Raw genomic sequence first — 25,624 nt, forward strand, 5'->3', positions numbered from 1 at the left:
ACTTTATTGCTTAATTATTTTAATTGTTTTTTGATCACCTGATTTATAATTCAATAAAACAAGATAGACTCCTGAAGGGTAAGATTGAAACAAAATATTCTGAGCATTATTATTCGCTACCTGATAAGTAATTAAAATCTGTCCGGTAATTGAAAAAACCTGAATTGAAGTTATGTTATTGTTTTCAGTAAGTTCCCAGTTCAAATATAATTCCTCTTTCACGGGATTTGGATAATAAGAAATCGTCTCATTTTCTGAAAATTTTTCTAGATCTTCATCTGTAAGGGCTTCTATTTCCTTAATTTCTTTCCCCGATTCTGATGGGCAATTAATACACAATATTCTACTTACCTGATTGCCTGCATTATCGTAACTAAATTTAATCTTTGTTTGCGATTGAGACAAAAAAGAAAATCCTAATAGTAATAACGTAATATAATATTTCATAAATTGATTTCTTTGAAAATGATAATCATACTTTTATTTTCTTGCCAATAGCAATTTAAGCTGATTTTTTAATTCTTCAATTTCTTTATTTTGATGAATTAAATATAAAGTTAGCTCTTCAATTTTTTCCTGTTGAATTTTTGCCATTTCACCAAGCGCTAAACCATTTTCAGTAACTTCTTTTGCAGATGGAACATTTTGCAAATGGCCATTTTTAATAATATAAGCTTCAACTTCTTTTAAACTTGGTAATGCATAATTTGGATTAAAAACATAATCAGCCCAAGTATTATATACTTTTACTTCTTCCGCTCTAACTTTTCCTTTTACTGAAAGTCTGTAGGCATCTGCACCGTCTGTAAAGTTTGAAGTTCCGATCCCAATATTTGCATCGGTTAAAATATTACCTTCTATTTTGGCGCTGCCTCCTTGAACAAACAACTTATGTCCTAAACTATTAACAGAATCAGTAAATCCTCCTATTATTATCCTTGAATTTGGTTTAGGTAAAACCATTGAAAAATTATCACTACCATCATCAAAAACTCTAAAATAGTCCGTTTGATTTTTATCCATAAGCGATAGAAAACCATTGCCACCGGTTTCTGCACCTACACCAAATCGTGTATGATTACTCCTATCATCAATAGATAAGTAAAAAGATGATTTGGTTAAGTTAATTACATTTGATTGAGGAAAATCATAAAAAGCAAACAATCTACCGCCGTCTGAGGGATCTCTTACAGTTCCTAAATTTAAAATTCTACAATAATTATTTCTATCCCTCCAATCAATATAAGTAGATCCATTAGGAAGTTCTCTGGAGAATTCTCCTGAATATGCTTTAACAGTACCCACAACATCCAACTTGGCAATCGGATTAGTTGTTCCAATTCCTACATTAGTATTTGAAGTTGGCGAGTTTGGCAAAATATTTCCGCCACCACCTGTGGAGGTGCTAATTTGCGCGTTTACTGTGAAAACAGCGATAAAAAAAATAAGCGAACAAGCATTTTTAGTAATTTTCATCATGTTAATTTTACAAATTAATTCTTTCAAATTTAACATAATAACTATTACATTAAAAAATGTTATAATTATTATTCAGAAATTTATTAACAAAGGAAGTAAAAAATTGCGAGTTGGATTTTGTAAGGAACTACGGGTTAGTTTCGACGTTTTTTATTAATCAAAAAGTAGAAATACAATCTTTTAAATAATTATTGTTAATAAGATTTTTTATGGTATTTTTTTTAAAATTCAAAAATCCTTCTCAAAACCTCATTTATTAGCTGAAATTTTAATTACATATAGATAAAAAAAATAAATTAATAACCCAATTATAATTCTTAAGAATAATTCCAGTATTAAATTGATTTTAAATTATAGTATTGCTTTCTTCTTCTTGAATTAATACTTATCATAAGATCAAATAAAACAGGTATTTTAAAAATGATCACCAATAAAAGATATCTTAACCTCATTGACAATATTGCATAACCAAGAGTTAAAAAATAAAAAGAATTTTCTAATCTGTTTTTTTTAAAATCAGATAAGTAAAATGCTACTTTTTCTTTATCAATCTCGGTTTCAAAATTATAAAATTGAAATCTGGAAGATAATTGTATATATCTGATAAGTATTGAGTATTGAGTATTTATGATCAGACTTTTATCAAAATTATTATCTTTAACTAAACTAAAAATTCTGAATAAAGTATTTAATATGTAAAAGTTTTTAACAGAAAAAGTTTTAGTTATGGCATCTGGATTATCTTGTCGGTAATAAAATATTCCTTCACAAAAAACAACCTTATTGCTATTCAAAAACAGTTTTCGGCTTATAAATTCGTCAGTATCAAAAGCATCTTCAAAAAAAAATTCGTTTTGTAATAAACTAGTTTTGGTTAATGGAAAACCATGAATAGTCCAGTTTAATGATGCTTTACAAGCTTCTTTTCCACTCAAAACAATAGCTCTATTGCCGTTTAAACCAACTATTCTTTTATTGTTTTTTTTGTTCTCAAAATAAAACTCCATATCCGGGACTATACTATCTGCGTTAGTCTCTTTTTGTTTTCTGATCATCTTTTCAATAAGATCTAGCGAAAAAATATCATCTTGAGAAGAATAGAATACATAATCACCTTTTATCTCAGGCATAATAAAGTTCCAGGAGACAGAGACCATTCCTCCATTTTTTTTTGTAAAAACTTTAAATCTATCGTCATTACTGGCAAATCGATTTAAAATATTCTTACCCCCATCAGTCGAAGAGTCATCTACCAACAAAACTTCTATATTGGTATAGGTTTGATTTTTAATCGATCTTAGCGTTTCGTTCAAGTATTTCTCCCCATTATATACTGGCACAAAAATCGTTACTAACAAATCTTGAATCATAGTTCTAAAATAAATATTTTCTAAAATATACCATCAATACAATCAGATACAGTAAAGCCTCAGTACATTGAGCTATTAAAACTCCTTGAAGACCAAAAGTTTTTATACAAAAAAGACTTGCAATATATAAAAAAAGTATAGCTAAAACCTCAATGATTATATAGTGAAAAGTCCTTTTTTGTGCAATCAGTAGAAACCCTAAAATCAACCCACAAATTCCAAAAACATCTCCTGTTAATTGCCAAAAAAACAGCTCAGAAATAGGAGAAAATTCATCTGTAAATAATATTTTAATAATTATAAATCTTGAAAAATAAATTAAAAACATACCTAGAATAAAAACAGGAAGAATGAATTTATAAAAACTTAAAATTATTTTTTTTGTTTCAATTATCGCATTTGCTTTTATTAATTGGGGATAAAAGTAAACACTTACAATTGTACTAACAAATAGTAAATATAAATTAGAGATTTTTGTAATAGCTTCCCAAAAACCGGTCTGATCCAATCCAACGTTATCTATCAAAAAAATTCTTGTTTTCAATTTAAAAATCGGACTTAACATCGTTGGCGGAAGAACCATTAGAGAAAAAGACGAAAAGTTTTTTAAAATTTTAAAATCAAATTCATAAGACTTTATCCTAATAAAGCTTTTAATTTCTTCAGGTAAATAAAAGGACGTCACAAAAACTAAAACAACAGGAACAAAAACAATAGAAAAGAATGCCCCAATTGTTTTAAAATAAAATATTAACACGAAGGAAAGTAACACGCATAAAATATTAGCAATAATATTGGCGTAAATCACTTTGTTATACTTGCCTAATCCATTTAAAATAGACAAAAACAATATCGAAATGGCATTCCAGGGTAAAACTAACGCAACTACATTTAGAACAATTGCGTATTGTAAATTATTTCCAAAAATTTTATAGCAAAAATAATCTGAAAAGATAAAAATAAGAATACTGAGAAAAAAAGCCACTACTAAAAAACTGATCAATAGAGTAGAAATTATTTTTTTTAACTCCTTTTTATTGTTTTCATTTTCGCTTATATACTTTACAATACCGTTTTGAAATCCCAATGTAGAAACACCTTCGGCCGAGCTTATAAAATTACGTAAATTCCCCATTAAAGCCATTCCACCTGGCCCCACAAAAACAGCTAGCAACTTTGAAGTAATCAGACCTGTTCCTAATTTTAACAATACACTAAAACTATTTAAAGACGTAATTTTAAACAGATTGGTTTGCGTTATTTTTTTTATAAAATCCAACTTAATATCTATTTAAAACTTCAATTACAAAACTAACTTCCCTTTCTGTCAAAACAGGACTAATCGGCAAACTCAACACTTCATTATGGATCTTCTCCGTAATTGGAAAAGATAAATTGTTCCATTCCGGAAATGCTTTTTGTTTATGTGGAGGAATTGGATAATGAATTACGGTTTGAATATCATTTTGAGTTAAATATTCCTGCAATTCTTCTCTGTTTTCAGTTCGAATAACAAATAAATGAAACACATGATTTTCTGAAAAATCCCAAAAAGGCAGGATAATTTTTTCGTTTTTAATTTCAGCTAAATAACGCTTTGCAATCTTTCGGCGTTTATCGTTATCAGCATTTAAATTGGGTAATTTTAAATTTAAAAAAGCAGCCTGAATCTCGTCTAATCTTGAATTTACGCCAACATATTCGTTGTAATATTTTTTTTCAGAACCATAATTTCGAAGCGAAAAAAGCACTTTTGCTAATTCTGAATCGTTGGTTGTGATTGCTCCGCCATCTCCTAGACAACCTAAGTTTTTCCCTGGATAAAAACTATATGCTTTTGCACCTGATGACTCTTCTCCCGAAGCTTCGGGATCGCTCAGCGTAAAATTCGATGCATTTGGGATTTGGTCCCGATGCTTCGGGATAAAATTATTGGAATTTACAGCCGCTCCATGAGATTGCGCTGCATCTTCTATTATTAAAAGATTATTTTGGTCTGCAATTTTATTTATTTCAGCCATTTCAGCCAATTGTCCGTATAAATGAACAACCAAAATAGCTTTTGTTTTTGAAGTGATTTTTTCCCTAATCAAATCAGGATTGATGTTGTAGGTTTCTAATTTTGGCTCAACCAAAACCGGAACTAAATCTGCCTGCAAAATCGCCAAAACACTTGCAATATAAGTATTTGCAGGAACAATAACTTCGTCTCCTTTTTGCAATTTCCCTAATTGAATATAACCTTTAAAAATTAAAACTAAAGCGTCAAACCCATTTCCAACTCCTATACAATATTGGGTTTGGCAATATTCGGCGAAAGCTTTTTCAAATGTTTCAACTTCTTTCCCTAAAATGTACCAGCCATTACTTAAAACCGATTTCAGTTTTTCCTGAAAAGCAGCTTCATATGGTTCGTTTACTTTTTTAAGATCAAGAAATGGTATCATTTTATTTTTTATTGGTTAAACAAAAATACCATTTAACTTATTATAATTTGAAGTTTCAACTTCGTAAAAATCATGAATTATTGTACTCGCACCAAAACTTTCTTTCCAGTATGATAATCCTTCATTGAGGTTTTTTCCCTGATTTTCATTTGAAATTCCAAAATCAAAAAAACGTTTTTCAGCAAATTTTTCTTTTATCAAATATTGAAACAAAAAATCTAAACTTCCCAAATTTTCCTGCTTTTCATTTTTTGAGATATATTGACAATGTGCAACGGTTTCAGTTTCAAAGATAGTTGTTCCGGCCACAATTTTATCTTCTAAATAAACATTAAACTGATGAATATTTTGAGGAAAATGAGCTTTTAAAGAATTCATTTCTTCTATCGAATGAACAGGTTTTGCATCATGTTTTGTTTTTAAATTGGGAATTAAAACTTCATTAAAAAATAATTCAAAATCATTTTCTTCCTTAATAATTAACTGATTCGAAACTGCTTTTTGAATACCTCTCTTGCGTATTTTCGAAATTTTATTTTCTTGTAATAAATCAATAACCGAAAGCGAATCGCGTCGTATCAGTTTGGCTTCTGCCAAAAACAAACTGTATAAAATTTCATCAGAAGGTTTAAGATGATAAATAGACGGAAGTGTTTTTAAATGTAATTTTTGAATGTTATTTTCACTCAAAAAAAATAAAATATCATGAACAATTTCGATTACTGAGGCTTGTTTTGTTTCTTCTTTATAAACCAAATTTCCATACGTTAATCCCTGATGAGAATACACCGAATTTCCTTGTTTATTTGCCGGCAAAACAGCCACCAGTTTATGTTTTTCAAAAACAAGAAGCGAAAAATCTTCAAAACGATCGTGATGGTATTCCATAAAATTACGATGAAACAAAAACGTAGCATTTTTGGCCTGAGCAATAAACTCATTCCAGGTATTGCAATCGTTTTGTTCGTATTTCTTTATGGTATATGTCGCCAATATTTTTTCTTTTTGCTACTAATTTGCTTCGCCTGTTCGCTATCGCTCGGGTCACAAATTAGCTCGAATTAATTTGTGAAGATTCGTGAAATTCGTGGCATATTTTTTTTCTTATTTATGATCAAATGCTGGTAAATACCATTTGAATTTTACAGCCATTAATCGTACCGTAATAATTACAACCGAAGTTACAAGATATAAAACATCATCTTCTAAATTCAGTTTTCTTAATCCAAAAAACACTATTCCTCCAAAAATACAAATCGTTGCATAAATTTCCCTTCTAAAAATAGTTGGAATTTCTGTACACAAAATATCTCTGATTACACCCCCAAAACAAGCTGTCATTGTGCCCAAAGCAATACAAATTACTGGATGCAAACCTGTCATAATTCCTCTTTCAAGGCCAATTAAAGTAAAAACCCCAAGACCAATTGTATCAAATAAAAATAAGGAAGTACGCAGTTTATCAAACTTTTTTCTAAAAAGAATCGCAAGACCAAAACCTAAAATAATCACGTAAACATATTGCAAATTCTGCATCCAGCCTACCGGCGTTCTTCCTATTAAAACATCACGAAGCGTTCCGCCGCCAACTGCTGTCACAAAAGCAATAATAAAAACACCAAACGGATCCAGTTTTTTATGCATTGCCGTTAAAGCGCCAGACATGGCAAAGGCCATTGTACCAATAATATCTAATAAATGAAACATTCTTTTTTGAGGTTCAAAGGTTCAGAGGCGCAAAGGTACAAAGGTTTTCTTTAGTTTAAGAGCATAGAGAAACAATGGTTAAAAGGACATTATTCCTGCTTCTTAAATCTTGCTGCTTTTTTTATCCAAAATTCTATTTTTTCACGTAAATCGGACTTCTTTTTAATAAATAAGAAACTGAATCTATCCAGCTATCTTTTAGTTTAAGGAAAGGCTGACGCGTTTGTGAGTATATTTTCGTGCCGTTTTTATACATATCAAAATACACGTTATAGTAATAATACATTTGTGTATTGGCAGTTGTAGTCGAATAATCTGTAGACTTGACTTTTTTATCATTGTTGCTCACCGTTGTACTTCCGCTTCCGTAAGTCGAAGCTGTTGAGCTAGATGACATTGTGTACGAGATTTTCGCCGCCACTATATTGTCGACACCCAGAATTTTTTGAAGATCTTCAATTGGTGTTTCATCAATATTATTATGGTCAATTCCGGCTTTGTGCAATAAACTATTCGTCGTTCTTAAATCCTGAACAGTCAGTGGAAAAATATTGGCTGACTTGTCTAATAACTTATTGTACATATCGTTTTGGGCAAATTTCGCCATATCTTCAGAGCTTTGTTGGGTATCTGAATTTATATACGGAATTGGTAAAACTGCAATTGTATTGGGCTTAATTTCCTGAACAGCTATATTTTGATTTGAAGATGTTTGAGTAGTATTTTCAGGCGTTACATCAAAAGTTTGAGAACGACCGCTGGCAAATTCAATTCTGGCAATTTGAGAAACATCCAGCGAAATTTGTACTGTTTCTCCCGGTAAAGAATATTCTACGGTTTTATCGGATATTTTTGCAATTGTGCCTTCTATTATCTGATAATCTCTTTTTATAATTTTATCCAGTTTTTTTGTTCCTTGTGCAAAATTAACAAACGGAATAAGCAACAGAACTATAATTGTCAAAGCTTTTTGTAATTTCATAGTATTTCTAATTTAAGTCAAATAATAAAATATTAATGTTTTACTTACAAACAAAGTTAAGAAAACTTCCTACTTAAATCATTTAAATTAAATTACTTAATTACATATTTTGTGTATAAAAATTATAATCTTTTAAAATTGTACGAAGAAAATCTTTCGAATTTCCTGATTGGTTTTTAATTCCCGTTACACTTTCAATTTTAGAAACCAGTTTAACAATTGTTTCATAATCATCTTTAAGATCTGCTTTTAAAAATGTTTCTTTAATGATTCTCATATCATTATCAGTCAATTTTATAACCAAAGGATATGTTGGCACATAAGCCTCACCTATTTCTTCGAGAATCGTATGACTAATATTAATTTTATTTTTTAAAGTAATAACGGCCGTACCCGCAACCATATCTCCTAAACGCTGTCCTTTTTTACTCATTATAACAGTAACCAAAGCAATAATTCCAAAAAATATACTAAGATCGATAAGCCTAAAAAACCAGCGCATTAAATAATCACCAAAACCTGCCTGATAACCATCAATTTTAACGACTTTTATCTTGACTATTTTTTTACCAATGGTTTGTCCTTCAAAAATGCTTTCTAAAGTGATCGAATAAATGATAACAGGAAAATATAAAAGTAAAAGAATGGTCATTCTGGACCATGAATCTAAACTATCCAACAATCTGTCTAATTGAAGCCAGTAAAAAACGATGCTCCAAATCACGATTACATAAGCTATTTTAATACCAAAATCAATGAAATGAGACCCTATTCGCTCGCCCGCTGATGCTGCTTTAAAATTTATTTTAACATTTTGTGTTGTATTTATTGATAATTCTGACATATTTTATATTTTAGCCTACAATGAGAGAAGTCGCCTTCATAAAACAAAATAAAGAAAAATGGCTGGAATTTGAGCTAGCTATTTTTGGTAAAGCTAAAAAAAATCCTGATGAGTTAGCTAATTTGTACATTCAAATGATGAATGACTTATCGTATGCCCAAACTTATTATCCAAAAAGCAAAACCGTAATTTACTTAAACCATCTTGCTTCGCAGATTTATCAGAAGATTTATAAAACCAAACGATCCGAAAAAAACAGATTTGTTGAGTTTTTTAAAACCGAAGTCCCGCTTTTGGTGTACGATTACAGAAGATATTTAATGTATGCTTTTGTTCTGTTTTTTATAACAGTTGGTATTGGTGTGATTTCAGCACGATACGATCAAAATTTCGTTCGCTTAATTTTAGGTGATGGATATGTAAACATGACTTTGGAAAACATCAAAAAAGGAAATCCAATGGCCGTTTATGGTTCCGGAAGCAATTGGGGAAGTTTTGTTGGCATTACCATGAACAACTTATATGTGGGCGCAAAATGCTACATTTATGGTATTTTTGGTGGTCTGGGAACTTTTTATATTTCCCTGCAAAACTGTATTATGCTGGGTGCTTTTCAATACTTTTTTTACGACCAGAATGTTTTCTGGAAAAGTGTTCGCGGAATCTGGATTCACGGTTCTATGGAAATTTTTGCCATCGTTATCGAAACAGCAGCCGGATTTATTTTAGGAGCTTCAATCCTTTTTCCAAAAACTTTTTCGAGAATCAATTCCTTTAAAATAGGTTTCAAAAACAGTTTCAAAATATTCCTGAGCACATTTCCATTCACGATTAGTGCCGGATTTCTTGAAGGTTTTATTACCCGATATTCTATTGATATGCCCAATTGGTTAAGCAGTTTAATCATTCTGGTTACACTTGGCATCATCTCATTTTATTATTTGGTTTATCCTTTTATTGTATACAAAAAAACACAACCGCTATCTGCCAAATTGAATTAATCAGGAACCAGTAATGAACAAATTTTTCTTCGTTTTATCTTTTCTATTTTATTGCAGCATTTCGCAGGCGCAGGATTCTTCGGCTACGGTTGATCCGCCAAAAGTCGAATCTGTAAAATATACCGAAAAAGATATTCATGTCGATTCAGATACTATTGAAGCAAAAAACTTCAAACAAGATTTCAAAAAAAAATACAAAGACGCTGATTTCGTTTACGAATATAAAGCACCCGAAAAAGGTGCCTGGGATTATTTTAAAGAATGGCTCGCCAGTATTTTCAGAAGATTGTTCACTTTTAGTAATCCGGAAGCATCGCTAAACTTTGTTGCTATTTTATTGAAAGTCATTGCCGCTTTAGTTATCATTTTTGTAATCTATTTGATTGTAAAAGCAATAATAGCCAAAGAAGGACAATGGATTTTTGGAAAAAATGCACACAAAAAAACAATCTATTATTCTGATATCGAAAAGAATATTCATCTTCTTGATTTCGAAAAATTAATTAAAGAAAGTATTGCAGCCGGAGAAAAAAGAATCGCTGTCCGCTATTATTATCTTTGGCTTTTAAAGGTCATGGCGCAAAATCATTATATAGAATGGGATATTGAAAAAACAAATTCTGATTATTTGTACGAGCTTCAAAAACCCGCACACAGAGAAGAATTCATGTATTTATCTTATTTATACAACCATATTTGGTATGGCGAATTTGAAATCGATGAAACCACTTTTATAAAAGCCGAAAACCGATTTAAGAAATCTTTAAAAACATTTAGCAATGAGTAAATCCATTAAAATTTATATTGCTATTTTGATTTTAGTTTTCGTCATCATTTTAATAGCAGATCACGATAAGCAAAAACCAATCGATTGGCGACCAACCTATTCTGTCAATGATAAAATTCCGTTTGGATTGTATGTTTTTGACAAAGAAATAAATGGTCTTTTAAAAAATCAGAAAATTGAAAGAGTTTCTGCCGTAACACCTTATGAATTTTTAGATTCAAAATATGTTCCTGATACAACCGCAGGAAAATACAAAATAAAAGGCACGTTTTTTAATATTTCAGAATACAGCCAAATTGACGATCAGTCGATTACCGAACTTTTCTATTTTGTTTCACACGGAAATAATGCTTTTTTGAGCATGAAAAACTTCCCGAAATCATTATTAGACAGTTTAAAAATCGAAATAAACACCAGTTATCCAAACGAAAAAATGAATTCGGTTTGGATGGCCAATAAAAAACTAAATCCGAAAAAGTATTCCATAACAGAAGAAGAAATGGGAAACTATTATTTTTCGAAAATTGATACTCTGATGACAACCGTTTTGGGATATCAGGGAAATAAAAATAAAAAGCAAATTGATTTTATAAAAGTGCCTTATATCAATGGTTACTTTTATTTGCATACAAAACCTGTGGCTTTTACAAATTATCATTTATTAAAAAAAGACCATTATGAGTATGCAGAAAGTGTACTTTCGTATGTTCCAAAAGGAAATGTTTACTGGTACACCAAAGGGCAAAATAATGAATCTATTTCAGATTCGCCTTTGCGCTATATTATGAGCCAACCGGCATTAAAATGGGCTTGGTATTTATTTTTAATCGGAATTTTGATTTTTATTATTTTTAATGCCAAACGAAAACAAAGAATTGTTCCGATAGTAAAACCGCTGCCTAATTTAACGCTGGATTTTACAAAAACAATTGGAAATTTATATTATCAGGAAGGCGATCACGATAATATAATCGATAAAAAAATCATTTATTTCCTCGAAAGAATTCGAAATGAATATTTAATCGATACAACAAAACTGGATGACGATTTCATTAATAAATTGCATCACAAATCAGGAAAAGACGAAAATGATATTCGCGAATTGGTATTTTTAATCAACGAACATCGAAAAAGTTATCACGGAAGTCTCGAGGAAGATTTAATCAGAATTAATAATGCAATCGAGAAAGTTTTACATTAAATAAAAAAATATTTTGCCACAGATTTAAGGATTAAAATGATTTTAAAATCTGTGAAATCATTTAATCTGTGGCAAAAAAAATAAACCCAAAAGAAAAAGACCAAAACATGGACGATTTTAATACACCAGAAACAGAAATCACAAACGAAAACGTGAATTTTGAAACAAGAATAAACCTTGCTCCACTTTTAGAGCATGTTAACAGCATCAAAAAAGAGCTTGAAACCGTTATTGTAGGTCAGCACAAAATGATCGACCAGCTTTTGGTTGCCATTTTATCAAACGGACACGTTTTGCTTGAAGGTGTTCCGGGGGTTGCCAAAACGATTACTGCAAAATTATTATCAAAAACGCTTAATATTGGTTTTAGCCGAATTCAGTTTACGCCGGATTTAATGCCTTCGGATATTTTAGGAACTTCGATTTTCAACTTAAAAAGTTCAGAATTTGAATTCAAACAAGGACCAATTTTTTCGAATCTAATTTTAATTGACGAGATCAACCGCGCGCCTGCCAAAACCCAAGCCGCCCTTTTTGAAGTAATGGAAGAGCGCCAGATTACAATTGACGGTTCTGCATATCAGCTGGAAACCCCGTTTTTGGTAATTGCTACACAAAACCCAATTGAGCAGGAAGGAACGTATCGTTTGCCGGAAGCCCAATTAGATCGTTTTTTATTCAAAATAACGATTGATTATCCAAAATTAGACGAAGAAATCCTGATTATTCAAAGAGAGCATTTATTGCAGGATCATGGAAAATTAGAAGCAATAAAAACCATACTTTCTGCTCAGGAAATAAAAGGGTATCAGGCTTTAATCAAACAAATCAGGGTAGAACAAAATCTGTTGGAATATATTGCAAGAATTGTGGTAAACACCAGAGAAAATGCCTTTTTATATTTAGGAGCTTCGCCTCGTGCATCGATCGCAATTTTAAACGCTGCCAAAGGTTTCGCAGCCATTCGTGGTCGTGATTTTGTAACTCCCGAAGATATTAAAGAAGCTTCAACCCCGGTTTTACAACACCGTGTTATTGTGGCTCCCGAACGTGAAATGGAAGGAATTACAAGTGCTGAAATTATCAAACAGATTATTGAAACAGTAGAAATTCCGAGGTAATTATTAATTATGAGTTGTTAATTATTAATTGTGAAAACCAGATTAAAAATGAAATTTTATAAACTATTTTCTATATCCTTAATTTGGATTTTACTTGCGGGTTTCAAGCCTGTAAATGGGGCTGAAAAAACAAAAAAGATTTATTTCGAAAGTGATAAACAACAAATCGAAACCTTAATAAGAAAAGCTTATGAATGGATTGAGACTAAAAAAACACAAAATGATTTTGATGTGGTTGCCAACAAAAAAGGCGATAAATATGTTGCTTTAAATGTAAAAACACACAACAAAATAGTCGAAGAACTTAAAAAATCGAACTTTTTTGCGCAGCAGTTTATCGACAATTATAATAAAATTGGGTTAAAAATTGGCGACAATCTTAAAACCAATAAAGCTGAATATTTTGTGGGCGAACTTCCACCCTATGGTAATGACAGTAATCCGTGGTGTGATTGTCAGGACAATCCGGAGAAGTTTTGGAAAACCCTGAAAGTAAACAACCTGAAAATTGAAAATAATAAAGCTACTTTTTTCTGGACGTGGACAGAATGGAAAGAAACTCCTAAATATAAAGTAACGGCAGTTAAGGAAAATGGAATCTGGAAAATAGCTATTTTAGATGGTTTCGGTTATTCTAGTTTCACTAAAATACAGGAATAAAATAAAATTTTAAATTCTTTTAAATTGAAATTCATAAAAAGTCTATATCTCAACAACTTCTTTTTCTATGTGCTTTTGGGCATTATAGGATTGTTTGTTTGTGCTTTTATTTTTCCGAATTTATACAACGGAGTCTGGTTTATTATTTTGGTACTAATCACTTTTCTGGCACTTGATCTTTTAATTTTATATCTGGCCAAAACCGGAATTGAAGCTTCAAGGGAAACACCTGAAAAACTTTCGAACGGAGATTTAAATCCCGTTAGTATTTCGATCAAAAACCACTATACTTTTCCAATTTCGATTAAAATTATTGACGAAATTCCGTTTCAGTTTCAGGTTCGTGATTTCAAAATAATTAGGAATATAAAAGCTTCCGGTCAGGATAAAATTGGATACGATTTGCGCCCGACAGAACGTGGAGAATATTACTTTGGAAATTTAAACATCTATGTTTCTTCGCCTTTAAAACTGATTTCAAGACGATTTACTTTTGATAAAGATAAAATGGTGCCAACGTATCCATCTTATATTCAGTTAAGAAAATACGATTTACTGGCTTTTTCGAATAATTTATACCAATACGGAATCAAGAAAATTCGCCGAATTGGTCACACAATGGAATTTGAGCAAATTAAAGAATATGTTCAGGGCGATGATCTTCGAACTTTAAACTGGAAAGCCACAGCGAAGAAAAATGCCTTGATGGTGAACCAGTTTCAGGACGAAAAATCACAATCGGTTTATTTGGCGATTGATAAAGGCCGCGTGATGCAAATGCCTTTTAATGGTTTGAGTTTGCTTGATTATGCGATAAACTCGACGTTGGTTCTGGCAAATGTGATTCTGAAAAAACAAGACAAAGCCGGAATTTTTGCTTTCTCGAAAAAAGTCGAAAACAGAGTTTTTGCCGAAAAAAGAGGTTCGCAAATGCAAAAAATCCTCGAAACTTTATACAACATCAAAACAGATTTTTTTGAAAGTGATTACAGCCGTTTGTATGTTGATATCAAAAAGAATATCAACCAAAGAAGTTTGATTATTCTATACACCAATTTTGAAACAATGGACGGTTTAAACCGCCAAATGCCCTACTTAAAGGGAATTGCAAAAAGTCATTTATTGGTTGTTGTTTTCTTTAGCAATACGGAACTAAACGAAATCATCAATAAAAAAACCGACACAATTCAGGAAGTTTACGACAAAGTAATTGCTGAAAAATTTATGTTCGAAAAGCGCTTAATCGCCAATGAATTGAAGAAATACGGAATTCATTCGGTTTTAACGCAGCCTGAAAATCTGACTTTGGATGCTATTAATAAATATTTGGAGATTAAAGCGAGAGGAATTTTGTAAGATGCGAAATGTTATGTTGTGAAAATGTAAAATGAGTATTACTAAGTTGTGAATTTCATAATCTAAATGTAAGAATGAGCAAAAATCTTTGAATCTTTGTTTCTCTGAACCTTCATAACTCAAAACATATGAAAAAAGCATTTTCTATTCTCATTATTTTATTTGGACTTTTATCGCACGCACAAAAAACAGAAAACATCATAGTTATTACCACAGACGGTTTTAGATGGCAGGAAGTTTTTAAAGGAATGGATGCTGAAATTGCCAATGATAAAAACTTCAATCAGGGCGACAGCACTTACATTCATAAAAAATATGGAAGCAGTGATTTTAAAGAACGCCGCCAGAAACTAATGCCTTTTTTATGGTCTGAAATTGCTGCGAAAGGTCAAATTTATGGCAATCGCGATTTAGGGAATAAAGTTGATGTTTCAAATCCGTATTGGTTTAGTTATCCGGGATATAGCGAGATATTTACGGGCAATGTAGATATTGCTGTCAACTCCAACGATTACAAACCAAATCCGAATGTGAATGTTTTGGAGTTTTTAAATCAACAATCTAAAATTAAAGGTAAAGTTGCAGCTTTTGGAGCCTGGGATGCTTTTGATCGCATTTTGAATGAAAAAAGAAGTGGTTTTCCTGTAATTTCTGCATTTGATAAAGTGGGTGGAAATAAGCCAACTGAAATTCAAAAATTATTAAATGAAATGCGCGACAATTCGTTTAAGCCTTTTCATGAAGATGAATGTCTGGACGTTTTTACGCATTATGAAGCGTTGAACGAACTCAAAACCAACAAACCAAAAGTACTTTATATTTCGTATGGTGAAACCGATGAATGGGCACATCACGGACATTACAGATCGTATCTCGATGCTGCAAACCAAGTGGATAAATGGATTAAGGAAATCTGGACCTTTGTACAAAACGATCCGCAATATAAAAACAAAACGACTTTACTAATCACTGTAGATCACGGTCGTGGCGACAAAGTAAAATCTGAATGGACAAGTCACGGTGATAAAATTGCGGGCGCATCTCAAATTTGGTTTGCTGCAATTGGTCCTGAAATTGCTCCAAAAGGCGAAATCAAAACAGATTCTCAATTGTACCAAAAACAATTTGCGCAGACGATTGCAAAAATTATGGGATATACTTTTACTGCAGAACATCCTGTTGCTAATGAAGTTAAAGAAGTCTTTGAAAAATAAGTTTTTTTGCCACGAATTCACGAATTATATTTGTTTTTTTTAATAAAAATTCGTGAATTCGTGGCTGTTTTTTTCCTCCATCCTATTAAAAACCTACAAGGTTTCGAAAACCTTGCAGGAAGAAAAAAACCTCTGTACCTTTGAGCCTTTGCAACTTTGAGCCTTAAAAAAAATGAAACAAATCACATCAATTCAAAATCCGTTTATAAAATCACTTGTTTTACTGCAGGAAAAAGCAAAAGCCCGCAAACAAACCGGAACTTTTTTGATTGAAGGATTACGTGAAATTTCATTAGCTATAAAAGGCGGTTACGAAATAGAAACGGTTTTATTTTTACCGGAATTAGTTTCAGAAATTGAAATTAATAAATTGGTGAATTCACCAATTCAAATGATAGAAATCAATAAAGAAGTCTATCAAAAACTGGCTTACCGTGATACTACCGAAGGTGTTTTGGCAATAGCTAAAACCAAATCAATGCAATTATCAGATTTAAAATTATCAGCAAATCCATTAATTTTAGTGGCTGAAGCACCAGAAAAACCGGGAAATATTGGCGCACTTTTACGTACTGCAGATGCTGCAAATCTGGATGCTGTTTTGATTGCAAACCCAAAAAGCGATTTATACAATCCGAATATTGTCCGTTCAAGCGTTGGCTGTTTGTTTACCAATCAAATTGCAACGGGAACTACAGCCGAAATTATTGCTTTTTTAAAAGAAAAAAAGATTGATTTTTATTGCGCCACTTTACAGAATTCAACTTCATATCATACTCAAAATTTCACCACTCCAACCGCGTTAGTTGTTGGTACAGAAGCCACAGGTTTAACTCAGGAATGGCGTGACGCCGCAACACAAAACATCATTATCCCGATGCAGGGAGAAATCGACAGCATGAATGTTTCTGTTGCTGCTGCGATTTTAATTTTTGAAGCGAAACGTCAGAGAGGGTTTTAGATTTTAGATTTTAGATTTTAGATTTTAGATTTTAGATTTTAGATTTTAGATTTTAGATTTTATGAAATTAAATTCTTCGAATTTAATTTCATATGTCAGAATGAGTTGAGTTGAAGTCCTTTTTAACGTGCTAAAAATCTAAAATCTAATATCATAAATCTACAATTCAATTCCCTTGTGTATGTTGGAACTTATTCTTATTTTTAGTACTTGAACTATGCCGTTATGATAGAAATAGATATTGAAAAAGAAAACAAAGCAATTGCGCAGGAATACAAAGAATTACTCCGAATTAGCTACCAAACTTTAAGCCCAACTGACAAAAAACTTATTCGAAAAGCTTTTGATGTTGCAGTTGATGCGCACAAAGAGCAGCGTCGTAAATCTGGAGAAGCCTATATCTTTCATCCTATTGCAGTTGCAAAAATTGTTGCCTCAGAAATTGGTCTGGGAGCGACCTCTATTGCTGCGGCTTTATTGCATGATGTTGTTGAAGATACACCCATGACGGTTGAAGATATTGAACGTTTATTCAACCCAAAAGTGGCACAATTGGTTGAAGGTCTGACTAAAATTTCGATGGTTCAAAAGGATTTGAATGCGTCGATGCAGGCCGAAAATTTCAGGAAAATGATTCTGACTTTGAACGATGATGTGCGTGTTATCCTAATCAAATTGGCCGACCGTTTGCACAATATGCAAACCATGGATTCAATGGCGGAATACAAACAAACCAAAATAGCTTCTGAAACTTTATATATTTATGCCCCTCTCGCCCATCGTTTGGGACTTTACAATATTAAAACCAAGCTGGAAGATCTTGGCTTAAAATACACTGAACCTGCCGTTTATGATGATATCGTAAGCAAAATCAGGGAAACAAAAGAAGAACAGGATGCTTATATCAAGGATATTTCTGATGTTTTGAAAAAATCTTTGGATAAGGAAGAGATTGATTATATCATAAAAGGCCGTCCGAAATCTATTTATTCTATTCGTAGAAAAATGCGCGCTCAAAATGTAAGTTTTGATGAAGTGTATGACAAATTTGCCCTTAGAATTGTCTATAAAGCAGATCCGCATGACGAAAAATTTGTGGCCTGGAAAATTTATTCGATCGTAACAGATCATTACAGACCGAGTCCGAGTCGTTTACGCGACTGGATTTCATCTCCAAAATCAACTGGTTACGAAGCTTTGCACATTACCGTTATGGGACCAAAAGGCCGCTGGGTCGAAGTTCAGGTTCGAAGTGAGCGTATGGATGAAATTGCCGAAAAAGGTTATGCTGCTCATTATAAATACAAAAACGGAGCAACCGAAGAAAGCGGCTTAGATGTCTGGCTGAATTTACTTCGCGAGGCTCTTGAAAATCAGGAAACGAATGCGGTAGATTTTGTTGAAGATTTTAAAATGAATTTATATTCAAAAGAAATCTTCGTCTTTACACCAAAAGGAGAAATTAAGTCATTGCCAAAAGGTGCTACTTCGCTGGATTTTGCTTTTAGTATTCACTCTGAAATTGGAATTAAAACCAGAGGAACGCGTGTAAACGGAAGATTGGTTCCCTTAAATCATGAACTTAAAAGTGGTGATCAGGTTGAAGTAATTACTTCGGCCAACCAAAAACCAACTGTAAACTGGCTCGAATATGTTACGACTTCGAGGGCAAAAAATAAGATTAAAAACGTTCTTAATGAGAATACTAAAAAAATTGCCGAAGAAGGAAAAGAACTGCTTACGCGAAAACTTAAACATCTAAAAATAACAATCAGCGAACAGGTTATCAATGAATTGGTAAACTTTTTCAAACTAAAAACAAGTTTAGATTTATTTTATAGAGTTGGAATTGGTGCTATCGAAAATCAGCAATTAAAAGATTATGCTGCGCAAAAAGGCAATACGATTATCAATTTCTTTAAAAATAAAATTAAGCGAAATAAAGATACAACTGCCGCCGAAGACATTCATAAACCGGTCATTAGCAGTAATTATGACATGCTGGTTTTTGGAACCGAACATGACAAACTTGATTACAAACTTTCGCAATGCTGTAACCCAATTCCGGGTGATGATGTTTTTGGATTTGTAACCATCAATGAAGGAATAAAAGTGCATAAAAAAGACTGTCCGAATGCTATTGGAATGCAATCTAATTATGCATATCGCATTATGAGTGCCAAATGGATTGACTCTTCTCAGGAAGAATTCAAAGCCATTATCAACATTACAGGAATGGATGTTTTGGGACTTACGAATCAGTTAACAAAAGTGATTTCGAACAATATGAGCGTTAATATTCAAAGTATTTCGCTGAGTACTGACGCGGGAATCTTTCATGGTCAGATTGCGGTTATTGTGAAAAATAATACTATTTTGAAGAAAATGATCAACGCAATTAAAAAAGTAGATGGCGTTGATAAAGTCACTCGTGAATACAGAACATAAATTTATTCTTTAAAAAATGATTATGAAAACAGATTCTTTAGAAATTCCGAAATTAAATTTTGATAAAAATGGCGAACTTATAATTGTCGCTTCTGAATCTTCTTCAAAAGATGATTTTGATTTTTTTCAGGGAAAATCTGTTATTAGAAATAAAAAATTAAAAAAAAGATTTGCGAATTCTAACGAATGGATTGAATTCCCTTCGACCCAGGAAATGTACAAGATTTTAAACGGAATTGGAAATATTGATAATTTCCTGGCCACTTTTGACGGAGAACCTTTTGAAGGAATGACGGTTCGTCTTTTTAATCCAAAAACAAAATTGTGGAGTATTTATTGGGCAGATTCGACTTCGGGAACTTTAGATAAACCTGTTGTAGGTTCTTTTGAAAATAAAGTTGGGCATTTTTTTTCGAAAGATGTATTTGAAGGAAAAAATGTAATCCAGGTATTTCGATGGGATGCACGAGATGAAAACAATCCGGTTTGGAGTCAGGCAATGTCTGATGACAAAGGAAAAAACTGGGAATGGAACTGGTTCATGTATATGTCCAAAACCAACTAAAAATTTGTTAGTTTTATCATAAATAAAAATAATTATGTTAATTAAGTTCTTGTGAACTTTCTAAAATTTATCGTTGTAAAACCTTGTATTTAATGTGATATACATAATTGAATATAGATTTGAACGTTAAACTTTAAACCCGAAACTTTTATTCATTAAAAATAAAAAATTATCTTTGCCGGATATGACACTCATTTCAACTGACAACACTAGAAATCAAGAAATTGTAAAAAACGTTTTTACAATGTATCTTGAACAAAAAGGGCATCGCAAAACTCCTGAGCGCTATGCTATACTTCAGGAAATTTACGATAGCGAAGAGCATTTTGATATAGAAAACCTTTATATCAAAATGAAAAACAAAAACTATCGTGTGAGTAGAGCAACTTTATACAACACGATCGAGTTATTGTTAGACTGCGCATTGGTTAGAAAACATCAATTTGGACAAAATCAGGCTTACTACGAAAAATCATATTTCGACAAACAGCACGATCATATTATCATGACTGATTCTGGCGAAGTAATTGAATTTTGTGATCCAAGAATTCAAACCATCAAAAAAACAATCGAAGAAATATTTGATATCGAAATCACGAATCATTCACTTTATTTCTACGGAAACAAAAAACAAAAACAATAATCCGGAAAGGAATTATTCAAAAAATAAAAAAAAAGAAAATTAACTACATTAATCAGTAGGGCGACTTAGATTGCCTCAACGCAAATTAAAACAGAATGACCGTAGATTTATTACTAGGATTACAATGGGGAGATGAAGGTAAAGGAAAAATTGTTGACGTTCTTACCTCAAATTATGATATTATTGCACGTTTTCAAGGAGGACCAAACGCAGGACATACATTAGAATTTGACGGAATTAAGCACGTTTTAAGAACCATTCCTTCTGGAATTTTTCATAAAAATTCAGTAAATATCATCGGAAACGGGGTTGTAATTGATCCTGTAGTTTTTCAAAAAGAAATTGAAGGTTTAGAGAAATTTAACCTTGACATCAAAAACAAATTGATCATTTCAAGAAAAGCGCATTTAATTTTACCAACGCACCGTTTATTAGATGCAGCATCTGAGGCATCAAAAGGAAAAGCAAAAATTGGTTCTACATTAAAAGGAATTGGCCCAACTTATATGGACAAAACCGGTAGAAACGGTTTGCGTGTTGGAGATATTGAATTAGAAGATTTCAAAGAACGTTACAGAGCATTAGCTGATAAACATGAGGCAATGATTGCTTTTTACGATGTAGCGATTCAATATAACTTAGCTGAACTTGAAAAAGAGTTTTTTGAAGCTATTGAAGAATTAAAAAAATTAGATTTTATTGACAGTGAAGAATATATGTACCAGGCTCAAAAAGCGGGTAAATCTATTTTATGCGAAGGAGCTCAGGGGTCTTTATTAGATGTTGACTTTGGAACTTATCCTTTTGTAACTTCATCAAATACTACTGCTGCAGGAGCTTGTACTGGTTTAGGAATTGCTCCTAACAAAATCAAAGAAGTTTACGGAATTTTTAAAGCGTATGTTACCCGTGTTGGTAGCGGACCTTTCCCAACTGAACTTTTTGACGAGGTTGGTGCTACAATGGCAAGAGTTGGTAACGAATTTGGATCTGTTACAGGAAGACAAAGACGTTGCGGATGGTTAGACTTAGTGGCTTTAAAATATGCTGTTCAGGTAAATGGAGTTACGCAATTGATGATGATGAAAGGTGATGTACTTTCTGGTTTGGAAACTTTAAAAGTTTGTACTGAATACAACTATAAAGGACAAATCATTTCTCACTTTCCTTACAACATCGAGCCTGAAAATGTTACTCCGATTTATAAAGAGTTTAAAGGATGGCAAGCTGATTTAACAGGATTGACTACTTATGATCAATTACCAATCGAGCTAAAAGAATATATCGAGTTTATTGAAGCAGAAGTTGGTGTACCAATTAAGATTGTATCTGTTGGACCAGACAGAAAGCAAACAATAACAAAATAATACATCTAAACGCTCTGATAACCAGAGCGTTTTTTTATACAAAACATTTCACACATGAAAAATCCAGAAATTAAAATTACTGAAACTAAGTTATTATCAGACAATTGGTATGTATTAAACAAAGTAACTTTTGATTACCAAAAGAAAGATGGCAATGTAGAATCGCATATTCGTGAAGTTTATGACCGAGGAAATGGCGCCGCTATTTTATTATATAATACCGAGAAAAAAACAGTAATTCTAACGAGACAATTTCGTTTGCCAACTTACCTTAACGGAAATAAAACCGGAATGATGATTGAAGTTTGTGCCGGACTTTTGGATCAGGACAATGCCGAGGAAGCAGTTATTCGCGAAACGGAAGAAGAAACGGGTTATCGCTTAAACAAAGTTCAAAAAGTTATTGAAACTTATATGTCTCCGGGATCTGTAACAGAAATTTTATATTTATTTGTTGGTGAATATGATGAAACTATGAAAGTAAACGATGGCGGTGGATTAGATGCTGAACAGGAAAATATCGAAGTATTGGAATATACTTTTGATGAAGCTTATGCAATGTTTGAATCTGGTGAGATTACTGATGCTAAAACTATTATGTTGTTGCAGCATGCTAAAATAAAAGGGCTGATTTAAATATACTTACATACTTAACTTAACCTCAATAAAAAACTCATTATAGTGAGAGAAAAAAATACAAGAATTAAAAATATTGATTTATTAAAAGGTATATTAATTATTTTAGTAATAATAGGGCACGTAATTCAGGGAGCATTAAGTGAATCAATTTGGCGAACTCTAATTTATAGTTTTCATATGCCTCTTTTTATTGGGATAACCGGATACCTCCTAAACATTAATACAATTTCAGAATTAAATCTGTACGATCTCTTCAAAAAATACTTTTTAAGAATAATACTACCATGGATTATTGCTTTTATATCTTACTATATAATATCTTGCATTTTAGGAACGAATTTATTTTCTATTGCAAAATTTAAAAATTCTATCATTTATCCCTTCTATCATTTATGGTTTATTCCTGGTTTTTTAAGCTGGATACTACTAACATGGCTTTTTAAAAAACTTTTCACAAATTATAATATTATATTGATTTTAGGCCTTTTGATATCGATAACCTTCTTTATTTTATATAAGTATTCCTCAATCTATACACAAATCCCTTTTTTGAATAGAATATTTTCAATTCTCATATATACCTTCAGACCTTATTTTTATATATTTTTTCTTATTGGAATTAGTTATAGAAATAAAACTATAAAAAAATTAAGATTAATTGAAATTATAACCCCTTTTATTTTTCTAGGCCTTGTTGTTTATTTATTTTTTTATGATAGTGTGATATTATCAATTCTAAATTTCTTTCTATTAAATCTTTTAATTTTAAATTTTTGCTTAAAACTAGCCCTGACAGATTCCTTATTTGAATCTAAATCGATTCAATGGTTAGGAATAAACTCTTTGGGTATCTATCTATGGCATGTTTTACCAATCTTAATTTCCAAGTATTTAGTAGGAACGCAATCTTTAATTAAATTTTATCTCATAACTATTATTCTTGAAGTTCTATTTATAATTTTATATAAAATATTAGTCAAGGTTAATTTTTTTAAAAAGTATATATTCGGAATGTAATGTGGTTTAATAATTTTTAAAATTATATGCACTTCAGATCTATAAAAAATAAAATGTTAATAAAATAAACAATTCCAAAAATTCTGTAATTCGTTTGAGCTCTAAAAAAAATAACTTTACTCTACTAAAAAATCCCAATTATGAGAAAGTTATATTACACATCAAATATTTTGCTTCTATTAATTTTAACCTTAATAGTTTCTTGTAAGGAAAGCAAAACTACAAGAACGAATGAGGAAGAAGCAAAACCGCATAAAACAATTGAATATAAAAAACCTGCGTCATCTGTTAGCTTTCATTTTGAAAAAACAAAAGGATGGCTTGAAACCAATAAAAGTGATTCGACTAAACTAGATATTGCATACGCCATAAACAGAACTGACAAAGCCAATTTTGCTAAAATGGACTCTGTTGTGATTCCATCAGATTTTAGTGGAGATTTGCCTTATTATCTTCCGTTTCCTATTCACGTTTCGAGTTTAGAAGAGGTTGAAAAAGTGTTGATTTTCTCTTATCCAACGCAAACATTTGCTGCTTACGAAAATGGAGAATTAGTTTATACCGGTCCAACAAATATGGGAAGAAAAAAAGATCCAACACCAACCGGATTATTTTTTACCAATTGGAAAGCAGAACAAACAACGAGTACTTTTAACGACGAATGGGATTTAAAATGGAATTTTAATATCGAGAATAAACTCGGAGTTGGTTTTCATCAGTATGAATTACCGGGATATCCTGCCTCTCATTCTTGTTTGCGATTGCTCGAAAAAGATGCAAAATATTTATATAAATGGGCAGATGAATGGATTTTGAAAGATAAAGAAAACGTAAAAGTAAAGGGAACTCCTGTTATTGTTTTTGGAAGCTATAATTTTGATGGGCCAAAACCTTGGTATGAATTAGTTAACGATCCGAAAGCATTGGATATTTCTGAATCTGATATTGAAAAAGAAACACAGCCTTTTATTCAAAAAATACTAGATAATCAAAAAGTAAGAGCAGGAGAAGAAGCTGTTTCGCCTTAAAAATTATATATTTCTACACAGAAAAAGCTAATGCAATTTTAAAAATTGTGTTAGCTTTTTTATTTTGAAGTAAAGATGAGTTACAAAGTTTTTTGTTTCACGCAGATTTAAAAAGATTTTAGCTGATTTGTGTAGCTAATTAATATTTTAAGATCCGTTCAAATCTGCAAAATCTGCGTGAAAAAAATCTCTTAAATATTTTTATCCTAAGTAATTTTTATTTGCTACTTTCGTTTCATATTATTAGCCAAAATTTAAATATCACATGTCAAAAAATCTACTTTTCCTATTTTTACTATCGGGTTTTATTTCGATAGGGCAAACAAAAAAGAATTCAAAACTAGAAACTTATACAAGCCGAAAAGAAATTTATCAAATTAAATACAATCCTGATCATTGGATTAAAAATACAGATTCTATAGACTGGGATGCACAATTTCATGACAAGTATAATTTAGTAAACGCGTACTTTATTGAATATGATTATTTTATTACTGATAAAAATCTCAAAAGTACTATTCAGGATGAATACAAAGAGTTCGGAAAGATCAAAAACCTGAAAATCTATAAAAAGAAAATAAACGATATTACCGTTAATTACTTTGAGTGTGAGCTAGATTACAATGATATTTTATACAAATACCAAGGTTTTATTTACAACGGAAAAGGTGGTTCTATACAAATGCAATACGGCGCTCAGGCCGAAGCGATAGAACCAAATCAAGGTATAATTGATGAATTGAATAATGGGATTTCGATTATTCAATAAAAATCAAAAAAGGCATAA

The 25,624-nt window shown here is 31.5% G+C and carries 25 protein-coding genes; 16 read left to right on the forward strand and 9 right to left on the reverse strand.

All coding sequences use genetic code 11. The features are described from left to right. Window positions 1–3: 3 nt before the first annotated feature. The 9 genes from RT99_RS19330 to RT99_RS19370 all read right to left on the reverse strand — a co-directional run bounded on the left by RT99_RS19330 (window position 4) and on the right by RT99_RS19370 (window position 8,829). A complete protein-coding gene (locus RT99_RS19330; RefSeq protein ID WP_042566383.1) occupies window positions 4–447 on the reverse strand; it encodes a T9SS type A sorting domain-containing protein in 444 nt (147 codons plus the stop codon). Window positions 448–480: 33 nt separating this feature from the next. Continuing rightward, entirely contained in the window at window positions 481–1,506 is a 1,026-nt protein-coding gene (locus tag RT99_RS24820) for a hypothetical protein (protein WP_131494935.1), read from the reverse strand. 308 nt (window positions 1,507–1,814) lie between these two features. Continuing rightward, complete coding sequence (locus tag RT99_RS19340) at window positions 1,815–2,849, reverse strand: glycosyltransferase family 2 protein (RefSeq protein ID WP_042566384.1); 1,035 nt, start codon at window positions 2,847–2,849, stop codon at window positions 1,815–1,817. A 4-nt stretch (window positions 2,850–2,853) separates the two neighbouring features. Beyond that, window positions 2,854–4,128, reverse strand: a complete 1,275-nt coding sequence (locus tag RT99_RS19345; RefSeq protein WP_242607230.1) for an O-antigen translocase — start codon at window positions 4,126–4,128, stop codon at window positions 2,854–2,856. A gap of 1 nt (window position 4,129) precedes the next feature. Continuing rightward, the gene (locus tag RT99_RS19350) at window positions 4,130–5,296 is read right to left on the reverse strand and encodes a DegT/DnrJ/EryC1/StrS aminotransferase family protein (RefSeq protein ID WP_042566385.1); all 1,167 of its coding nucleotides are present in this window, start codon (window positions 5,294–5,296) and stop codon (window positions 4,130–4,132) included. Window positions 5,297–5,311: 15 nt separating this feature from the next. Further along, entirely contained in the window at window positions 5,312–6,289 is a 978-nt protein-coding gene (locus RT99_RS19355; RefSeq protein ID WP_117614828.1) for a GNAT family N-acetyltransferase, read from the reverse strand. Between the two features lie 111 nt (window positions 6,290–6,400). After that, entirely contained in the window at window positions 6,401–7,003 is a 603-nt protein-coding gene (locus RT99_RS19360; protein ID WP_042566387.1) for a trimeric intracellular cation channel family protein, read from the reverse strand. 133 nt (window positions 7,004–7,136) lie between these two features. Next, the gene (locus RT99_RS19365) at window positions 7,137–7,985 is read right to left on the reverse strand and encodes a hypothetical protein (protein ID WP_042566388.1); all 849 of its coding nucleotides are present in this window, start codon (window positions 7,983–7,985) and stop codon (window positions 7,137–7,139) included. A 100-nt stretch (window positions 7,986–8,085) separates the two neighbouring features. After that, window positions 8,086–8,829 (reverse strand): RDD family protein, encoded by a 744-nt coding sequence (locus tag RT99_RS19370; protein WP_042566389.1) that lies wholly within the window; start codon window positions 8,827–8,829, stop codon window positions 8,086–8,088. A gap of 20 nt (window positions 8,830–8,849) precedes the next feature. Between RT99_RS19370 and RT99_RS19375 the strand changes: the two genes are divergently transcribed. From RT99_RS19375 to RT99_RS19450, 16 genes are all read left to right on the forward strand, one after another. Beyond that, window positions 8,850–9,830, forward strand: a complete 981-nt coding sequence (locus RT99_RS19375; protein ID WP_042566390.1) for a stage II sporulation protein M — start codon at window positions 8,850–8,852, stop codon at window positions 9,828–9,830. Between the two features lie 13 nt (window positions 9,831–9,843). Beyond that, window positions 9,844–10,617: a hypothetical protein gene (locus tag RT99_RS19380; RefSeq protein ID WP_042566391.1), complete on the forward strand. Its 774-nt coding sequence runs from the start codon at window positions 9,844–9,846 to the stop codon at window positions 10,615–10,617. Beyond that, window positions 10,610–11,818 (forward strand): DUF4350 domain-containing protein, encoded by a 1,209-nt coding sequence (locus RT99_RS19385; protein WP_042566392.1) that lies wholly within the window; start codon window positions 10,610–10,612, stop codon window positions 11,816–11,818. Before RT99_RS19380 ends, RT99_RS19385 begins: the two co-directional genes overlap by 8 nt. Before the next feature lie 107 nt (window positions 11,819–11,925). Then, window positions 11,926–12,939: a MoxR family ATPase gene (locus RT99_RS19390; protein WP_042566444.1), complete on the forward strand. Its 1,014-nt coding sequence runs from the start codon at window positions 11,926–11,928 to the stop codon at window positions 12,937–12,939. 48 nt (window positions 12,940–12,987) lie between these two features. Then, the gene (locus RT99_RS19395) at window positions 12,988–13,599 is read left to right on the forward strand and encodes a hypothetical protein (RefSeq protein ID WP_042566393.1); all 612 of its coding nucleotides are present in this window, start codon (window positions 12,988–12,990) and stop codon (window positions 13,597–13,599) included. 24 nt (window positions 13,600–13,623) lie between these two features. Next, a complete protein-coding gene (locus RT99_RS19400; RefSeq protein ID WP_042566394.1) occupies window positions 13,624–14,955 on the forward strand; it encodes a DUF58 domain-containing protein in 1,332 nt (443 codons plus the stop codon). A 128-nt stretch (window positions 14,956–15,083) separates the two neighbouring features. Next, window positions 15,084–16,169 (forward strand): phosphoglyceromutase, encoded by a 1,086-nt coding sequence (locus RT99_RS19405; protein ID WP_042566395.1) that lies wholly within the window; start codon window positions 15,084–15,086, stop codon window positions 16,167–16,169. Window positions 16,170–16,341: 172 nt separating this feature from the next. Continuing rightward, entirely contained in the window at window positions 16,342–17,130 is a 789-nt protein-coding gene (locus RT99_RS19410) for an RNA methyltransferase (RefSeq protein WP_042566396.1), read from the forward strand. A 225-nt stretch (window positions 17,131–17,355) separates the two neighbouring features. After that, window positions 17,356–19,578 carry a bifunctional (p)ppGpp synthetase/guanosine-3',5'-bis(diphosphate) 3'-pyrophosphohydrolase gene (locus RT99_RS19415; RefSeq protein ID WP_042566397.1) on the forward strand — a complete coding sequence of 741 codons (2,223 nt, stop codon included), beginning with the start codon at window positions 17,356–17,358 and terminating at the stop codon, window positions 19,576–19,578. Between the two features lie 22 nt (window positions 19,579–19,600). Further along, the gene (locus tag RT99_RS25050; RefSeq protein ID WP_082036988.1) at window positions 19,601–20,143 is read left to right on the forward strand and encodes a hypothetical protein; all 543 of its coding nucleotides are present in this window, start codon (window positions 19,601–19,603) and stop codon (window positions 20,141–20,143) included. 184 nt (window positions 20,144–20,327) lie between these two features. After that, window positions 20,328–20,786, forward strand: coding sequence for a Fur family transcriptional regulator (locus tag RT99_RS19425; protein WP_029268726.1), 459 nt, complete (start codon window positions 20,328–20,330; stop codon window positions 20,784–20,786). Between the two features lie 95 nt (window positions 20,787–20,881). Beyond that, a complete protein-coding gene (locus tag RT99_RS19430; protein WP_042566398.1) occupies window positions 20,882–22,153 on the forward strand; it encodes an adenylosuccinate synthase in 1,272 nt (423 codons plus the stop codon). A 54-nt stretch (window positions 22,154–22,207) separates the two neighbouring features. Next, on the forward strand, window positions 22,208–22,789 hold the full coding sequence (locus tag RT99_RS19435; RefSeq protein WP_042566399.1) for an NUDIX domain-containing protein: 582 nt from the start codon (window positions 22,208–22,210) through the stop codon (window positions 22,787–22,789). Window positions 22,790–22,834: 45 nt separating this feature from the next. After that, window positions 22,835–23,809, forward strand: a complete 975-nt coding sequence (locus RT99_RS25940; protein ID WP_042566400.1) for an acyltransferase — start codon at window positions 22,835–22,837, stop codon at window positions 23,807–23,809. A gap of 140 nt (window positions 23,810–23,949) precedes the next feature. Further along, window positions 23,950–24,837, forward strand: coding sequence for a L,D-transpeptidase (locus tag RT99_RS19445; RefSeq protein WP_042566401.1), 888 nt, complete (start codon window positions 23,950–23,952; stop codon window positions 24,835–24,837). A gap of 265 nt (window positions 24,838–25,102) precedes the next feature. Beyond that, a complete protein-coding gene (locus RT99_RS19450; protein WP_042566402.1) occupies window positions 25,103–25,606 on the forward strand; it encodes a hypothetical protein in 504 nt (167 codons plus the stop codon). Window positions 25,607–25,624 lie beyond the last annotated feature (18 nt).

Origin of the sequence: Flavobacterium sp. MEB061 (assembly GCF_000834715.1) — a bacterium.
GTDB lineage: Bacteria > Bacteroidota > Bacteroidia > Flavobacteriales > Flavobacteriaceae > Flavobacterium > Flavobacterium pectinovorum.

Coding starts and splice junctions, on each gene's coding strand:
- RT99_RS19330 (WP_042566383.1), bottom strand. CDS start 447: ATGAAATATTATATTACGTTATTACTATTAGGATTTTCTTTTTTGTCT.
- RT99_RS19340 (WP_042566384.1), bottom strand. CDS start 2,849: ATGATTCAAGATTTGTTAGTAACGATTTTTGTGCCAGTATATAATGGG.
- RT99_RS19350 (WP_042566385.1), bottom strand. CDS start 5,296: ATGATACCATTTCTTGATCTTAAAAAAGTAAACGAACCATATGAAGCT.
- RT99_RS19360 (WP_042566387.1), bottom strand. CDS start 7,003: ATGTTTCATTTATTAGATATTATTGGTACAATGGCCTTTGCCATGTCT.
- RT99_RS19365 (WP_042566388.1), bottom strand. CDS start 7,985: ATGAAATTACAAAAAGCTTTGACAATTATAGTTCTGTTGCTTATTCCG.
- RT99_RS19370 (WP_042566389.1), bottom strand. CDS start 8,829: ATGTCAGAATTATCAATAAATACAACACAAAATGTTAAAATAAATTTT.
- RT99_RS19375 (WP_042566390.1), top strand. CDS start 8,850: ATGAGAGAAGTCGCCTTCATAAAACAAAATAAAGAAAAATGGCTGGAA.
- RT99_RS19380 (WP_042566391.1), top strand. CDS start 9,844: ATGAACAAATTTTTCTTCGTTTTATCTTTTCTATTTTATTGCAGCATT.
- RT99_RS19385 (WP_042566392.1), top strand. CDS start 10,610: ATGAGTAAATCCATTAAAATTTATATTGCTATTTTGATTTTAGTTTTC.
- RT99_RS19390 (WP_042566444.1), top strand. CDS start 11,926: ATGGACGATTTTAATACACCAGAAACAGAAATCACAAACGAAAACGTG.
- RT99_RS19395 (WP_042566393.1), top strand. CDS start 12,988: ATGAAATTTTATAAACTATTTTCTATATCCTTAATTTGGATTTTACTT.
- RT99_RS19405 (WP_042566395.1), top strand. CDS start 15,084: ATGAAAAAAGCATTTTCTATTCTCATTATTTTATTTGGACTTTTATCG.
- RT99_RS19410 (WP_042566396.1), top strand. CDS start 16,342: ATGAAACAAATCACATCAATTCAAAATCCGTTTATAAAATCACTTGTT.
- RT99_RS19415 (WP_042566397.1), top strand. CDS start 17,356: ATGATAGAAATAGATATTGAAAAAGAAAACAAAGCAATTGCGCAGGAA.
- RT99_RS25050 (WP_082036988.1), top strand. CDS start 19,601: ATGAAAACAGATTCTTTAGAAATTCCGAAATTAAATTTTGATAAAAAT.
- RT99_RS19425 (WP_029268726.1), top strand. CDS start 20,328: ATGACACTCATTTCAACTGACAACACTAGAAATCAAGAAATTGTAAAA.
- RT99_RS19430 (WP_042566398.1), top strand. CDS start 20,882: ATGACCGTAGATTTATTACTAGGATTACAATGGGGAGATGAAGGTAAA.
- RT99_RS19435 (WP_042566399.1), top strand. CDS start 22,208: ATGAAAAATCCAGAAATTAAAATTACTGAAACTAAGTTATTATCAGAC.
- RT99_RS19445 (WP_042566401.1), top strand. CDS start 23,950: ATGAGAAAGTTATATTACACATCAAATATTTTGCTTCTATTAATTTTA.
- RT99_RS19450 (WP_042566402.1), top strand. CDS start 25,103: ATGTCAAAAAATCTACTTTTCCTATTTTTACTATCGGGTTTTATTTCG.